13 protein-coding genes are annotated in these 14884 nt (G+C 73.7%); 9 read left to right on the forward strand and 4 right to left on the reverse strand.

The annotated features are described in order from the left end of the window. Positions 1-5: 5 nt before the first annotated feature. Both ABD944_RS38035 and ABD944_RS38040 read right to left on the reverse strand, forming a co-directional pair. Entirely contained in the window at positions 6-896 is an 891-nt protein-coding gene (locus tag ABD944_RS38035) for an HAD family hydrolase (protein WP_345185784.1), read from the reverse strand. Positions 897-1248: 352 nt separating this feature from the next. After that, positions 1249-1926: a sigma-70 family RNA polymerase sigma factor gene (locus ABD944_RS38040; protein ID WP_345185787.1), complete on the reverse strand. Its 678-nt coding sequence runs from the start codon at positions 1924-1926 to the stop codon at positions 1249-1251. 134 nt (positions 1927-2060) lie between these two features. On the opposite strand from ABD944_RS38040, the gene ABD944_RS38045 reads away from it, so the two are divergent. The 8 genes from ABD944_RS38045 to ABD944_RS38080 all read left to right on the forward strand — a co-directional run bounded on the left by ABD944_RS38045 (position 2061) and on the right by ABD944_RS38080 (position 10761). Next, on the forward strand, positions 2061-3392 hold the full coding sequence (locus tag ABD944_RS38045; protein ID WP_345185790.1) for a putative quinol monooxygenase: 1332 nt from the start codon (positions 2061-2063) through the stop codon (positions 3390-3392). 16 nt (positions 3393-3408) lie between these two features. Beyond that, the gene (locus ABD944_RS38050) at positions 3409-3645 is read left to right on the forward strand and encodes a glutaredoxin family protein (protein WP_345185816.1); all 237 of its coding nucleotides are present in this window, start codon (positions 3409-3411) and stop codon (positions 3643-3645) included. A 235-nt stretch (positions 3646-3880) separates the two neighbouring features. Next, complete coding sequence (locus tag ABD944_RS38055) at positions 3881-4621, forward strand: redox-sensing transcriptional repressor Rex (RefSeq protein WP_345185792.1); 741 nt, start codon at positions 3881-3883, stop codon at positions 4619-4621. Between the two features lie 148 nt (positions 4622-4769). Further along, entirely contained in the window at positions 4770-6350 is a 1581-nt protein-coding gene (locus ABD944_RS38060; RefSeq protein WP_345185794.1) for a glutamyl-tRNA reductase, read from the forward strand. Beyond that, positions 6347-7267: a hydroxymethylbilane synthase gene (hemC, locus tag ABD944_RS38065; RefSeq protein ID WP_345185798.1), complete on the forward strand. Its 921-nt coding sequence runs from the start codon at positions 6347-6349 to the stop codon at positions 7265-7267. Before ABD944_RS38060 ends, hemC begins: the two co-directional genes overlap by 4 nt. 200 nt (positions 7268-7467) lie before the next feature. Beyond that, the gene (locus ABD944_RS38070; RefSeq protein ID WP_345185819.1) at positions 7468-8997 is read left to right on the forward strand and encodes a bifunctional uroporphyrinogen-III C-methyltransferase/uroporphyrinogen-III synthase; all 1530 of its coding nucleotides are present in this window, start codon (positions 7468-7470) and stop codon (positions 8995-8997) included. Between the two features lie 27 nt (positions 8998-9024). After that, entirely contained in the window at positions 9025-10011 is a 987-nt protein-coding gene (gene hemB, locus ABD944_RS38075) for a porphobilinogen synthase (RefSeq protein ID WP_345185800.1), read from the forward strand. Positions 10012-10116: 105 nt separating this feature from the next. After that, a complete protein-coding gene (locus ABD944_RS38080) occupies positions 10117-10761 on the forward strand; it encodes a bifunctional DNA primase/polymerase (protein ID WP_345185802.1) in 645 nt (214 codons plus the stop codon). Positions 10762-10810: 49 nt separating this feature from the next. On the opposite strand, the gene ABD944_RS38085 is transcribed toward ABD944_RS38080, so the two are convergent. After that, entirely contained in the window at positions 10811-12514 is a 1704-nt protein-coding gene (locus tag ABD944_RS38085) for a serine/threonine-protein kinase (RefSeq protein WP_345185804.1), read from the reverse strand. A gap of 87 nt (positions 12515-12601) precedes the next feature. Here ABD944_RS38085 and hemL point away from each other — a divergent pair, with 87 nt between their 5' ends. Next, positions 12602-13900: a glutamate-1-semialdehyde 2,1-aminomutase gene (gene hemL / locus ABD944_RS38090; RefSeq protein WP_345185807.1), complete on the forward strand. Its 1299-nt coding sequence runs from the start codon at positions 12602-12604 to the stop codon at positions 13898-13900. Between the two features lie 10 nt (positions 13901-13910). Here hemL and ABD944_RS38095 read toward each other — a convergent pair. Then, the coding region (locus ABD944_RS38095) for a dihydrodipicolinate synthase family protein (RefSeq protein ID WP_345185809.1) at positions 13911-14884 on the reverse strand (974 nt) is incomplete at its 5' end.

Below are 14884 nucleotides of genomic sequence, written 5' to 3' on the forward strand. Positions count from 1 at the left end.
GGCGGTCAGTTCGTCCGGTAGTGGCGGCGCAGCGCGATGCCGGCCGCGACGCCGCCCGCGAGGGCCCCGGCGCCCGCGGCGGCGGGCAGCGCGACCATCGTGACCTTGCGGCCCGTGCGGAAGTCGTGGATCGGCCAGCCGTGGTCGCGGGCGTGGGCGCGCAGCTCGGCGTCCGGGTTCACGGCGTGCGGGTGGCCGACGGCGGTCAGCAACGGCAGGTCGTTGATCGAGTCGCTGTAGGCCGAGCAGCGCGCGAGGTCGAGCCCCTCCCGCTGCGCCAGGGCCCGCACGGCCTCCGCCTTGGCGGGCCCGTGCAGCAGGTTCCCGACGAGCCGGCCGGTGTAGAGGCCCTCGCGGGTCTCGGCGACCGTGCCGAGCGCGCCGGTGAGGCCGAGCCGGTGCGCGATCGTCCGGGCGACCTCGACGGGCGTGGCGGTGACCAGCCACACCTGCTGCCCGGAGTCGAGGTGCTGGAGGGCGAGGGTGCGGGTGCCGTGCCAGATGCGGTCGGCCATCACCTCGTCGTAGATCTCCTCGCTCAGCCTGACGATCGCGCTGACCTTCTGCCCGGCGACGAACGCGAGCGCGGCCTCCTTGGCGCTGCCGATGTGCTCGGAGTTCTCGCTGCCGCGCAGCCGGAACGCGGCCTGCCCCCAGGCGAACATGGCGAGGTCGCGCATGGTGAACAGCTTGCGGGCGGCGAGTCCGCGCGCGAAGTAGTAGATCGACGCGCCGCGCATCATCGTGTTGTCGACGTCGAAGAACGCCGCCGCGGCGGGGTCGGGGGCGGGGAGGGGGGCGGGCTCGGCCGCCGCGGCGGCGGCCACCTGCCCCGCGCTCTTGTGGTCCTCGTCCTTGCCGCGTCCCCAGAATCCGGACTGCCAGAATCGCCGCATGAGGCGAAGCCTAGTCAACCGCCTCTCCGCGGCCCTCCCCGCGGCCGTGATTGCGACAGTCCTCACTCCTGTCGCTCGCGGCCGCCATCAGCCGCTCGCGCAGCACGGCGCGGAAAAGCGGGTCCGGTCCCGCGGTGCTCTCCCGCAGCCGGGCCAGCGCGTTCCCCTGCTCCGTGATCTTCTCTCGCCTCGTCAACACCGGGTTCTCACTGGCCGCTCCCTTGCGGACTCGTGGCGCGAGCGCGCTCCTGCCCGCTTGAACGATCGGTAGGTGGGCCGGGTTACGGCCCGAAAGTTCATTAATAAACTATCTGAGGGCCGCGCGGTCCCGCAGGGGGGCGGGGCGACACGGTCATCCGCGCAGGTCGTCCGGGAGCATACGAGCCAGCGAGCGGACCGCGCGGTACTGCAGCGCCTTGATCGCACCCGGCTTCTTGCCCATGATCAACGCGGTCTCGGCGACCGACAGGCCGTGCAGGAAGCGCAGCACCACGCACTCCTGCTGCTCGGAGTTCAGCCGCTGGACGGCCCGCAGCAGGGTCCGGTTGGTCATCGCGTCCAGGACGGCCCGCTCCGGGCCCTCCTGCGGGCGGTCCGGCTCGACCAGCTCGGCGGTGCAGACCTCCAGCCGGTAGCGGCCGGACTTGAAGTGGTCGGCGACCAGGTTGCGGGCGATCGTCACCAGCCAGGCCCCGAAGTCCTTGCCCTGCCAGTGGAAGTCGCACATGCGGCGGAGGGCGCGCAGGAACGTCTCGCTGGTGAGGTCCTCGGTGAGCTGGTGCGTGCCGACCCGGTAGTAGACGTACCGGTAGACGAGCTCGACGTAGTGGTCGTAGAGGGAGCCGAACGCCTCAGCGTCGCCGTCCCGCGCCCGCAGGACCAGCGCCTTGAGCATCTCGGCCCGCTCGGAGGCCTGGTCGGCGGCGCGGTCGGCGGTGCGGTCCCCGGCCCGGTCGGCCGGACGCGCGAGAGGGCTCCGAGAATGGCGAGGAAGTGGGATGACCCCGGCATCGAGGGTCAAGCTGCTCATGCAGTTCTCCTCGGGGCTTACGCGACCTCCGGCGTGAAGTGCCACTCTAGAGACCGAAAGGTACGCGAGGCAATGGTGCGTTCCTTGGCCGCGGTTACCCGTCAACCCCCCGGATCGGGCACCATGGGTGCGCGATGGTCGATGCTCTTCTCGCGTTGCTGGCGACCCTTGGTGCCCTGGCGGCCACCGGGTTGCTGGTTCAGCGCGCCTACAAGGACCGGCTGCTCTACCTGATCGCCTGGTCGTTCACGCAGGTCGGGCTCACGCTCGCGCTGCTGTCCATGAGCCTCGGCTTCATGATGGGGTTCAACGGCGCCTTCTTCCGCGTCATGGAACTCGGCGCCGCGCTGGTCGGGCCGGTGTGGCTCGCGCTCGGCATGATCGAGCTGATCGCGCGGTACGTGCAGGTCCGGTTCGGCGCCTGGCTCTTCACGATCTCCTACACGGTCGTCGCGATCGTGATCCTGATCCTGGACCCGCTGAAGGGCACGCTCGGCAAGAGCCTGCCGAAGCCGAGCGCCACCTACGACGCGCTGCCGCTGCTGCTGGTCGACGGCGCGCACGTCGTCGCCGTGCTGGCGCTCGCGGGGTGCACCGGCGTGACCGCCTGGCTGGCCAGCAAGCGCGACCAGGAGGCCGCCGAGCTGCTCATCCCGGTGGCGCTGGTCGCGCTCGCGGGCGTCCTGGTGGTCAGCGGCACCCGCGGCTTCCTGCCCGCCCCGCTCGCGGTGATCGCGCTCGGCGCGGCCGCCGGCCTCGTCTGGTACGGCTCGATGCGCACGATCCCCGTCTACGACGAGGACGCCGAGGGCTACGACGAGTACGGGGACGAGCCCGCGACGGGCTACGAGGAGCAGGGCTACGCGCAGGGCGCCAAGGCCGAGCCCGTCCCGGCGCCGACCCCGTCCCCCGAATCCCGGCGCGGCGAGCTGCGCTTCCCGGAGCCGGCTTCGGAGGAGCTGCGCTACCCCGAGAACACCAGCATCCCAGCGCCGCCCGCCTTCCCGGCGGGCGGCGACCCGGCGGGCGCCACGTCGATCGACGGCCCGCTCGGCGGCCCGCTCGACCGGTCCCCGCTCGACCGGTCCCCGCTCGCCGGTCTCGCCAAGCCCGGCGCCCTCGGCGGCGACCTGGCGAACGCGTGCGGCCAGATCACCGTCTACACGCTGCTGGACGGCCGCGAGGAGGCCTTCGACCGGCTCGCCGCCGACCTGGTGAAGGCCGCGCTGGCGGCCGAGCCCGAGACGCTGGTCTTCGCCTGCCACGAGGTGGTCGGCGGCCCCACGCAGCGGATCTTCTACCAGCTGTTCCGGGACCAGGCCGCGTTCGCCGCGCACCGCCGCCAGCCGCACCTGCAGCGCTTCCTGGGCGAGTCGCGCACCCACGTGATCGCCACGAACGTGATCGAGCTGAAGCTCGGCCCCGCCAAGGTGCCGCTCCCGGCGCCGGAGTTCCCCGGGAGGTGACGTGGCGCGCGACATCATGATCACGCTGCTCGGCAAGCCCGGCTGCCACCTCTGCGAGGAGGCCCGCGCGGTGATCGAGCGGGTCGCCCGCGACCTGGACGTGCCGTGGGAGGAGCGCGACATCACGCTCTCCGAGCAGGACACCGAGCAGTACTGGGAGCAGATCCCCGTCACGCTGATCAACGGCGTCCAGCACGACTTCTGGCGCGTCGACGAGGCCCGCCTGCGCGCGGCGATCGCGGGCCTTCGCTAGCCGCCCGCGCCGGGCCGTTCCCGCGCCGCCGTCCGGGCACGTGCCCGGGCATGTCTGGTCGGTCACACCCGGCCGCTTCCTGGCACTTCGCCCGTATGCTGAAAAGCCCCTGATTGACGTCGTTTCCGGGACGTCGCCCCGAACGCTCGCGGTCCGCGGAACCGGGGGCCCACTTTGTGCGCGTATTCACAAGGGCTTAACCTGGGGGACACACCGTCGAGCCGAAGAGCAGGCCGTGACACCTCGACAGAACCGGCACCGCGACCGCGCGGGCCGCGGAATCCCCGAAGCCACCGTGGCGCGGCTCCCGGTCTACCTGCGCGCCCTCACCGGGCTCCAGGAGCGCGGCGTCGCGACCGTCTCCTCCGAGGAGCTCGCCGCCGCGGCCGGCGTCAATTCGGCCAAGCTCCGCAAGGACCTGTCCCACCTCGGCTCCTACGGGACCCGCGGCGTCGGCTACGAGGTGGAGTACCTCGTCTACCAGATCTCCCGCGAGCTCGGCCTCACCCAGGACTGGGTCGTCGCCATCATCGGCGTCGGCAACCTCGGCCGGGCCCTGGCCGGCTACGGCGGTTTCGCGTCCCGCGGCTTCCGCGTGGCGGGCCTGCTCGACGCCGACGAGTCCATCGTCGGGCAGGAGATCTCCGGCATGACGGTGGAGCACACCGACCGGCTGGAGGACATGATCGCCGGGCACGGGGTGTCCATCGCCGTGATCGCGACCCCGGCCGGCGCGGCGCAGGGGGTGTGCGACCGCGTGGTCGCCGCCGGCGTGACGAGCGTTCTGAACTTCGCCCCGGTGGTGCTGTCGGTGCCCGACGGGGTGGACGTGCGCAAGGTCGATCTGTCCATCGAGCTGCAGATCCTCGCGTTCCACGAGCAGCGCAAGGCGGGCGGCCCCGACGGCTTCGCCCCGCTGGCGGCCGGCGAGACGCCGGCCGGTGCTGCGCACTACGTGGAAACGGTGGAAGCATGAGGGGGGCAAACCCGGGGGCGTGGAGGATCGCCCCCGTTCGACCGACGGCCGAAAGTGGAGCGGACCGAGGGGCCGTGAACGGCCCCTTCTCAGCAGGAGCTCGCACGGCGCGGGTGGGCGGAGACTCGGAAGATGCTGGAGACGGCGAATGAGCATTCTGGTCGTAGGCCTCAGCCACCGAAGCGCGCCCGTGGCGGTGCTGGAGCGGGCCGCGGTCGCCGGTGACGATCTCGTCAAGTTGTTGCACGCCGTGCACGCCTCCCCGAACGTCGCCGAGACCGCGATCGTCTCGACCTGCAACCGGGTCGAGATCTACGCGGTCGTCGGCAAGTTCCACGGCGGCGTCTCGGCGATCTCGGAGCTGCTGGCCCTGCACTCCGGCGTCCCGATGGACGACCTGTCGCGGCACCTGTACGTCCACTACGAGGAGCGTGCCGTCCAGCACGCGTTCGCGGTGGCGTGCGGGCTGGAGTCGATGGTCGTCGGCGAGGGGCAGATCCTCGGGCAGATCCGGCAGGCGTTCCGGCTGGCCCAGGACGAGGGCACGCTCGGGCGCGACCTGCACGACGTCCTGCAGCAGGCGCTGCGGGTCGGCAAGCGCGCCCACCACGAGACGGGGATCGACAAGGCCGGCGCGTCGCTGGTCAGCGTGGGCCTGGACGTCGCCGCCCGGCACCTCGGCCCCCTCCGCGACGTCCGCGCGCTGGTGGTCGGCGCCGGTTCGATGAGCTCGCTGGCCGCCGCGACGCTGAGCCGCGCCGGGGCGCGGGAGATCACCATCGCCAACCGGACCCCGGCGCGCGCGGAGCGCCTCGCCGGGTCGCTGGACGTCCCGTCCCGCGGGATCGGGCTGGCGGAACTGGACGCGGCCCTCGGCGAGGCCGACCTCGTGGTGTCGTGCACCGGCGCCGCCGGCCTGGTGATCACCGCCGAGCAGCTCGCGGCCCAGGGGGTCGGGACGGACGGACGGCGCCGCTTCCTCCTCGACCTGGCGCTCCCGCACGACGTGGAGCGCGCCGTCCGGAACCTGCCGGACGTCGAGCTGGCCGGGCTCGACGACCTGCGGACCGCGCAGGAGGCCGCGCAGGCCGTGGGCCCGGAGGCGGTCGAGGCCGTGCGGCGGATCGTGTGCACGGAGGTCGAGGCGTTCCTCAGCGCCGCCCGAGCCGCCGCCGTCGCGCCCACCGTCGTCGCTCTGCGCAGCAAGGCGGCCGGGGTGGTGGAGGCCGAGCTGAACCGGCTGAGCGGGCGGGTGCCGGAGATGGACGTCCGGGCCCGCAGGGAGATCGAGCAGACCGTGCGGCGCGTCGTGGACAAGCTGCTGCACGCGCCGACCGTCAAGGTCAAGGAGCTGGCGGCGGCGCCGGGCGGCGACTCCTACGCCGACGCGCTGCGCGAGCTGTTCGACCTGGACCCGAAGGCCCCCGAGGCGGTGGCCCGCGCCGACATGGGAGAGGGCGACGTCCGCGAGGGCGCGACGGCCTGGGACCCGAACCCGGACTGCGCGGAGGCCGACTGCGTCAGCCCCGCGTCCGCGCCGGGACAGGACTCCCTGTCCGAGGCGATGCCCGGCGCCCTGCCCGAGGCGATGCCCGACACCGTGGCCGAGGCGATGGCCGGGCCGCCCGCGGACGGTGTGAACGTCGAGACGGTGAACGCGCAGGCCGCGAGCGTGCGGGCGGTCAGCGCCCGCGACGCCGTCCCGGCGCACGAAGGAGACGAAGCGTGAGTACCGGGAGCAGGAGCCCGCTCCGGCTGGGCACCCGCAAGAGCCTGATGGCGACGACCCAGTCGCAGGGCGTCGCCGACGCGTTGTCGCGGCTCACGGGGCATGCTGTGGAGCTTGTCGGGGTAACGACGCAGGGTGATGTCTCCAAAGCCCTGCTCGCCCAGATCGGCGGGACGGGCGTGTTCGTCAACGCGCTTCGCGACAAGGTGCTGTCGGGCGAGGTGGACTTCGCGGTGCACTCGCTGAAGGACCTGCCGACGTCGGAGACGCCCGGGATCGCCCTCGCGGCCACCCCGGCCCGCGACGACGCCCGCGACGCACTGTGCGGCCCCGCGAAGCTCGCCGACCTGCCGCGCGGCGCGCGGATCGGCACGGGCTCGCCGCGCCGCGTCGCGCAGCTGCGGGCGCTCCGGCCGGACCTGGAGATCGTCCCCATCCGCGGCAACGCCGACACCCGGCTGCGCAAGGTCGCCGACGGCGAGCTGGACGCCGTGGTGCTCGCGCACGCGGGCCTGAAGAGGATCGGCCGGCTGGACGCCGTGAGCGAGGTCTTCGACCCCGACCAGATGCTGCCCGCCCCGGGGCAGGGGTCGCTGGCGCTGGAGTGCCGCGCCGACCGCGACGACCTGCGCGCCCTGCTCGGGACGATCGACGACCCCGCGACCCGGCGCGCCGTCACGGCCGAGCGGACGGTGCTGGCCGTGCTGGAGGCGGGCTGCTCCGCGCCCGTGGGAACATACGCTGCCGAAGTAGATGAAAGGCTGCATCTGACGGCGACCGTCGCGGCGTACGACGGCAGCAGGCAGGTGCGGCTGTCCGCAAGCGGCCACCCGGACGCCGCGGAGCAGCTCGGACGCGATCTCGCGGACCGGCTGCTCGCGCAGGGGGCCGACCAGTTGATGGGGGAACGCGAGTGAGCCCCGCCGCGAAGAGCGCCACGGCGAAGAGCAGCGCCGACGAGAGCAAGACCGACCCGACCGCCGACGAGACCACCGCCACCGACCAGACGACCGCCGACGGCACCGTCCGGCCCGTGAGGGCCGCGAAGACCGGCAGCCCCTCCAGGGGCGCGGCTCCGGCCGCGCCGCGCCGGACGGCCGGCCCGGGGACGGTCGCGATCGTCGGGATGGGGCCGGGCGACCCCGGTCTGCTGACCCTGCGGGCCGCCGCCGAGCTGGAGCGCGCCGACACCGTCGTCGTGAGCCGCGCGCACTGCCCGGCCGAGATCCTGACCCACTGCCGCCCGGACGCCGAGATCCTCGACACGGCGGACGGCGACCCCGTGAAGCTCGCCGCGCGGGCCGCGAAGGCGGGGCGCCGGGTCGTCCGGCTGTTCCGCGGCGACCCTGGAGTGGCCTGCAACTACGCCGCCGAGGGCGGCGCGCTGGCCAAGGCGGGCGTGCCGTTCGAGGTGGTGCCCGGCGTGTCCTCCGTGACCGCCGTGCCCGGGTACGCGGGCATCCCGCTGACCGACGCCGCGAACCGCGAGATCCGCGTCGTCGACGCCTCCGAGGGCGGCGTCGACTGGGAGCGGTTCGCCGCCCCGGACACCACCCTGGTCGTCCTCGGCGCCGAGGGCGCGGTCGCCGAGCTGTCCAAGGGCCTGGTCGCGGCGGGACGGCCCGACTCCACCCCGGCCGCGATGACGAGCCTCGGCACCACCACCGAGCAGGAGACCGTCGTCTCCACGCTGGGCAGGCTGGCGTCCGACACCAAGGGCATGGAGGCGCCCGCCCTGATCATCGTCGGGGACGTGGTGAACTGGCGCGACAAGCTGTCCTGGTTCGAGACGAAGCCGCTGTTCGGCTGGCGGGTCCTCGTGCCGCGCACCAAGGAGCAGGCCGCCTCCCTGTCGGACCAGCTCCGCGGGTACGGGGCCGTCCCGGACGAGGTCCCGACGATCTCCGTCGAGCCGCCGCGCACGCCCCAGCAGATGGAGCGGGCGGTGAAGGGCCTGGTCACCGGCCGGTACGAGTGGGTGGTGTTCACCTCCACGAACGCGGTCAAGGCCATCCGGGAGAAGTTCACCGACTACGGCCTGGACGCCCGCGCGTTCGCCGGGCTGAAGGTCGCCGCCGTCGGCGAGCAGACCGCCGCCGCGCTGGTGGAGTTCGGCGTCCACCCGGACCTGGTCCCCTCCGGGGAGCAGTCCGGCGAGGGCCTGGCCCGGGAGTGGCCGCCCTACGACGAGGACCTCGACCCCATCAACCGGGTCCTGCTGCCGCGCGCCGACATCGCCACCGACGTGCTCATCGCCCGGCTCACTGAGCTCGGCTGGGAGTGCGAGGACGTGACCGCCTACCGGACGGTCCGCGCCGCGCCGCCGCCCGCGCCGATCCGTGAGGCGATCAAGGGCGGCGGGTTCGACGCCGTGCTGTTCACCTCGTCCTCCACGGTGAAGAACCTGATCGGGATCGCGGGCAAGCCCCACAACGTGACCGTGATCGCCGTGATCGGGCCCCAGACGGCCAAGACGGCGGAGGAGTACGGGCTGCGCGTCGACGTCATGGCCGAGACTCCGTCGGTGTCGGCTCTCGCGGAGGCTCTCGCGGAGTACGGTGCCGGGCGGAGGGCGGCCCAGATCGAGGCGGGCGACCCGCTCCGCAAGCCCAGCCAGATGCGCCGGGGCGCCCGGCGCCGTAAGTAGACCCCGAAGCGGAGACACAGAGGGATCATGTCTGCACAGTTCCCCGTCGCACGCCCGCGGCGGCTGCGGCGCACGCCCGCGATGCGCCGGCTCGTCGCCGAGACCCGGCTCGGCTCGGCCGATCTGGTGCTGCCCGTGTTCGTCAAGGAGGGCATCTCCGAGGCGCAGCCGGTCGCGTCCATGCCGGGCGTGTTCCAGCACACCCGCGACAGCCTGCGCAAGGCCGCCCACGAGGCGGCCGAGGCCGGCGTCGGCGGCCTCATCCTGTTCGGCGTCCCGGCCGTGAAGGACGGCACGGGGTCCGCCGCCGACGACCCGGACGGCATCGTCCAGCGGGCGCTGCGCGACCTGAGGTCCGACCTCGGCGACGCGACCGTGGTCATGACCGACCTGTGCCTGGACGAGTACACCGACCACGGGCACTGCGGCATCCTCACCGAGTCCGGCGAGATCGACAACGACGCCACGCTGGAGCGGTACGCCTCCATCGCCCTGGCCCAGGCCGAGGCGGGCGCGGCGGTCGTCGGCCCGTCCGGGATGATGGACGGCCAGGTCGGCGCGATCCGCGAGGCCCTGGACGGCGCCGGCCACACCGACATCGCCATCATGGGCTACTCGGTGAAGTACGCCTCCGCCTACTACGGCCCGTTCCGCGACGCCGCCGAGTGCGCCCCGCAGTTCGGCGACCGGTCCACGCACCAGCAGGACCCGGCCAACGCCGACGAGTCGCTCCGCGAGGTCTTCCTCGACCTCGACGAGGGCGCCGACATGGTCATGGTCAAGCCCGCGGGGCCCTACCTCGACATCGTCCGCCGCGTCCGCGACGCCGTCGACGTCCCCGTGGTCGCCTACCAGGTGAGCGGCGAGTACGCGATGATCGAGGCCGCGGCCGAGAAGGGCTGGATCGACCGGGAGCGGACGATCATGGAGTCGCTGACGTCGATCCGCCGCGCCGGCGCCGACATCGTCCTCACCTACTGGGCCACCGAGGTGGCCCGCCGGCTGGCCCTCTAGTCACTTAGGGTCGTTTTCTCGGGGTTGCCGTGTCCGGGGTTCGCTCCGGCGGGCATCATCGTTAACCAAGAACCCACGTGCGACCTTGGGTATTGGGGGGCGGAGATGCTGGCGGTCTCGGGGAGCAGACGGCAGCGCGCGGCACGCGACCGGATGGCCGCGGCGGCGCGGGAGTACGCCGAACTGGGGTGGCCCTGCTATCCCGGCGCCCACCCCCCGGTGGGCGGTGACCGGGCGTGTTCGTGCGACCGCCTCGGCTGTCCCGACCCGGGCGCCCATCCGGTGTCGGCCGCCTGGGCGCACCAGGCGAGCGTCGACGCGGCCGTGATCAAACGCTGGTGGGCGGAGCGGCCGCAGGCCAACATCATCCTGCCGACGGGCCGGGTGTTCGACGTGTTCGACGTACCGGCCGCGGCCGGGACCATCGCCCTCGACCGGATCGCACGGGACGACCTCCCCGTCGGTCCGGTCGCGTCTTTCGGGGACGACCGGCACCTGTTCTTCGTCGCCACGCGCGGCGCGCCCGTCGACGAGGACGAGTGGTGGTCCTGCCAGCTGGACTGCTCCCCGGAGGACGTCGCCGAGACGCCGGGGATGCGGTGGCACTGCCGCGACAGCTACGTCGTCGCGCCGCCGTCCGTCCTGCCGTACGGGCGCGAGGCGGCGTGGCTGCGCCCGCCGTCCCGCGGCCCGCTGCCCGACCCGCTGCGCCTCCTGGAGGTCCTCTCGGACGCCTGCGAGGACGCCTAGCCGCGCATGCGGCCGCCTCGCCGGGCGAGGCGGCCGCACGCGGCGGTCGTCAGCGGGGCGCCTTGATGGGGGCCTTGCGGCCCCAGCCGCTGTAGGAGCCGCGCTGCATCTGGTTGCGGCCGTCCTCGGGTCCGGCGCGCACCCAGAACTTCACGGGGCGGAAGCCGGCGTCGAGCCTGACGGCGAACGCGATCTGCTGCGCGCCGGTCGCCTGCGACATCTGCGCGTACAGGGGGCCGACGCCGGGCGCCTGCGCCAGCTTCGCGGCGGGCGCCTCGCCCTCGTAGACCGCTCCAGACTTGCTGAGCTTCGTCGCCGCCCGCAGCAGCGCGGTCAGGTTCGCGACGGACCCGCCCTGGCGCACCCGGTCGCCGGCGGCCGGGTAGCCGTGGCCTCCGAGCGGCGACTGCCGCCACTTCTTCCCGGCGCGGACGTACAGCCGGTCCTGGACGATGACGGCCCTGACCGGCTTGCGGGCCGAGCCCGTCCCCGCCAGCGTCAGGGTGTAGGACGGGGCGCCGCCCTGGACCAGCCCGATCGTGCCCTGGCCGGTGACCGGGAAGCCGCAGCAGCCGGTCTGTCGGTAGCTGAACGCGGCGCCGGGCGTCTGTGCGACGGCCTGGTCGATGCGGGCGATGAGCGGCCCGGGGTCGACGCCGCCGACCGGCAGCGTCGGCTGCGGGCTGCTGCTCTGCGCGGGCGTCGGCTGGGGCGGCTGCTTCTCGCCGCCGAGCGAGGTGCCGCCCTTGAGCAGGACCGCGGCGCCCGCCCCCGCGGCGACGAGCACGACGGCGACGGCGGCGACCATCCAGCGCGTCCGCGACCGGCCCCCGCTCTTCGGGCCGGCGGTGACCGGGGTGCGGCCGCTGCCGCGGGACGGCTTCGGCTTGGGCGGCTCGGGCTGCTGCGCGGCCCGTGCGGCGAGCTCGGTGAGGCGGCCGCGGCCCTGCGCCTCCCAGGACGGCCCGTAGGCGGAGACGGCGGCGTCCTCCAGCGCGCCGAGGAAGTCGGCGGCGGACTTCGGCCGCTTCTCCGGCTCCTTGGCCAGGCCCTGGTGGATCAGGTCGCGCAGCGGCCCGGGGACCTCCTCGGCGGGGATCGGCGCCTCGCGGTGCTGCCGCGCCATGTTGCGGCCCGCGTACGGGGGCCGCCCGGTGAGGCACTCGTAGAAGATCGCGGTGGCGGCGTACAGGTCGGTGGCGACGGTCGCGGGCGCGCCGTCCCACAGTTCGGGCGCCGCGTACTGCGGGCCGTGCTGCGCCTCGGTGCCCGCGGCCGCCGTCGCGAAGTCGGTGAGGCGGGCGTTGCCCTCGGCGTCGACCATGATGTTCGCCGGGCGCATCGAACCGTGGACGAGATCATGGTCGTGCGCGGCCGCGAGGCCGAGGAGCGTGCCGCCCAGCATCGACAGGGCGGCGAGGGGGCCGCACGGGCCCTGCGCGGCGAGCATCCGCCGCAGGCTCACGCCCTCGACGTGCTGCGTCACGATCGCGGCGCCGTCGGCGGTCTCCACGAAGTCGTAGAGGTCGACCACGTTGGGGTCTTCGAGCTGGGACAGGCCCCGGGCCGCCACGCGGTAGCGCGCGAGAAACGCCTCGTCGGCGCCGAGCGCCGGGTCGAGGTATCTGATCGCGACTCGCGTGCCGGTCATGTCGTCGACCGCCAGCACCACCCGGCCCGAGGCTCCGCCGCCCAGTTCGCGTTCGTGGGTGAAACCCGGGACCGTCCAGCCGTTGACCACGGTGAAAGCCATCCCTCCGATGTCGTACTTGGTGGAATATCGGCCCGTACGCCACCGGGTCAAGGCAAGTCGCCGAACTGCAACTGAGAGACTGCAACCGTGACTGACTTCGATCGCTCCCGGCAGTTGTTCGACCGTTCCGCCGCCGTTGTCCCAGGTGGCGTCAACTCCCCGGTGCGGGCCTTTGGTGCCGTTGGCGGAACGCCCCGTTTCATGGCGTCCGGGCGTGGTCCGTACCTTACCGACGCTGACGGCAATACCTATGTCGATCTGGTGTGTTCGTGGGGACCGATGATCCTCGGGCACGCGCATCCGGCCGTCGTCGAGGCCGTTCGGGACGCGGCCGGGCGCGGAACGTCCTACGGCGCGCCCACCGAGGGCGAGGTGGAACTCGCCGAGGAGATCGTGTCCCGCACGCCGGCGGCGAAGGTCCGGCTGGTCAACTCCGGGACCGAGGCGACGATGTCGGCGATCCGGCTGGCCCGCGGGTTCACCGGCCGCACCAAGATCGTGAAGTTCGCGGGCTGCTACCACGGGCACGTGGACTCGCTGCTCGCCGCGGCGGGGTCCGGCGTCGCCACCTTCGGGCTCCCCGACACGCCGGGCGTGACCGGCGCGACCACGGCCGACACGCTGATCCTCCCCTACAACGACGTGACCGCCGTGGAGACGGCCTTCCACGACCACGGCACCGACATCGCCTGCGTGATCACCGAGGCGGTGCCGTGCAACATGGGCGTCGTCCCGCCGCTGGCCGGGTTCAACGCGCTGCTCAAGCGGCTGTGCGAGCGCCACGGCGCGCTCCTGGTGATCGACGAGGTGCTCACCGGGTTCCGGGCGTCGCGGTCCGGCTGGTTCGGGATCGAGGGCGTGGCCGGCGACCTGGTGACGTTCGGCAAGGTGATGGGCGGCGGGCTGCCCGCCGCGGCGTTCGGCGGCCGCGCCGACGTCATGGACCATCTCGCCCCCGCCGGGCCCGTCTACCAGGCCGGGACCCTGTCGGGGAACCCGCTCGCCACGGCCGCCGGGCTCGCCACGCTGCGCGGCGCCACCGACGAGGTGTACGCCGCGATCGACCGCTCGGCGGAGATCGTCTCGAAGGCCGCGTCCGAGGCGCTGGAGCGCGAGGGCGTCCCGCACTCGCTGCAGAACGCGGGCAACCTCTTCTCGATCTTCTTCACCGAGGGCGCGGTGGGCGACTTCGCCGCCGCGCAGCGGCAGGATCCCAAGGCGTACGCGGCCTTCTTCCACGCCGCCCTGGAGCGCGGGGTGTACCTGCCGCCTTCGGCGTACGAGGTGTGGTTCCTGTCGGCCGCGCACGACGACGAGGCTCTGGGACGCGTCCTGGAGGCCCTCCCGCACGCCGCCCGCGCCGCCGCCCGAGCTGCGGCGTCCTGAGGACGGGGTCCTAGAGCGGCAGACGGCGGAAAGCCTTCAAGGCGTTGACGACCGATTCGGGGCGCGGTGCGTGCAGGGGTGCGCGCACCGCCGGGTCGTCGATCAGCCCCTCGTCGGCCAGGCACGCCTTGAGGACGGCCGGGGACGGCTCGCCGAACAGCGCCTCCGCCATCGGCAGCAGGGCGTTGTGGAAGGTCAGCCCCCGCGCCCCGTTCCCCTCCCGTACCGCCCGCGCCATCGCGGCGTAGGCGGACGGGGCGAGGCACGCGCACGCGGCGACGCCGCCCGCCGCGCCGAGCTGGAGCATGGGGTAGATGAAGGCGTCGTCTCCGGACAGGATCGCCTTGCCGGGATTGGCCGCCAGTACGGCGAGGGTGTCCTGGTCGATCGCGCCCGCGCAGTGCTTCATGCCGGCGACGCAGTCGAGCGCGAGGATCTCCAGGAGGGCGTCGGCCGACAGGGGCCTCGCCGTCCGGTACGGCACGTTGTACGGGATCAGCGGGACGTCCACGGCCGCGCCGACGGCGGCGAAGTGGTCGATGACGCCCTCCTCCGACGGCCGCAGGTAGTACGGGACGACGACGAGCAGCGCGTCGGCGAGCGGGGCACGCTCGCGGGCCTGGCGGATCGAGTCCTCGGTGCCCATGGTCCCGGCGCCCACCGTCAGCGGCGTCCCGTGCTCGATCGAGACGCCCCGGCACACCTCCAGCACCGTCCGCTGCTCGGCGGCGGTCAGCAGCGCGGCCTCGCCGGTGGTGCCGAGCGCGACGAGGCCGTCCGCGCCGTTCTCCAGGCAGTGGCGGGCGAGGCGTTCGAGGGACTTGGCGTCCACCTCGCCGGAGCCGGTGAACGGCGTGACGAGCGGCGCGTGGATTCCGTGCATGGATCTCACCTCGTTCAGGCGGCCGGCGCGTTGGGCGCGGGCGGCGCGGACGGCGCGGACGGCGCGGCCGGCGCCGGCGGTGCGGACGGCGGCGGCCAGGG

It is taken from the genome of Actinomadura verrucosospora (genome assembly GCF_039540335.1).
Taxonomy (GTDB): Bacteria; Actinomycetota; Actinomycetes; order Streptosporangiales; family Streptosporangiaceae; genus Spirillospora; species Spirillospora verrucosospora.

Coding starts and splice junctions, on each gene's coding strand:
- ABD944_RS38050 (WP_345185816.1), top strand. CDS start 3,409: ATGATCACGCTGCTCGGCAAGCCCGGCTGCCACCTCTGCGAGGAGGCC.
- ABD944_RS38085 (WP_345185804.1), bottom strand. CDS start 12,514: ATGGCTTTCACCGTGGTCAACGGCTGGACGGTCCCGGGTTTCACCCAC.
- ABD944_RS38060 (WP_345185794.1), top strand. CDS start 4,770: ATGAGCATTCTGGTCGTAGGCCTCAGCCACCGAAGCGCGCCCGTGGCG.
- hemB (WP_345185800.1), top strand. CDS start 9,025: ATGTCTGCACAGTTCCCCGTCGCACGCCCGCGGCGGCTGCGGCGCACG.
- ABD944_RS38035 (WP_345185784.1), bottom strand. CDS start 896: ATGCGGCGATTCTGGCAGTCCGGATTCTGGGGACGCGGCAAGGACGAG.
- ABD944_RS38080 (WP_345185802.1), top strand. CDS start 10,117: ATGCTGGCGGTCTCGGGGAGCAGACGGCAGCGCGCGGCACGCGACCGG.
- ABD944_RS38040 (WP_345185787.1), bottom strand. CDS start 1,926: ATGAGCAGCTTGACCCTCGATGCCGGGGTCATCCCACTTCCTCGCCAT.
- ABD944_RS38045 (WP_345185790.1), top strand. CDS start 2,061: ATGGTCGATGCTCTTCTCGCGTTGCTGGCGACCCTTGGTGCCCTGGCG.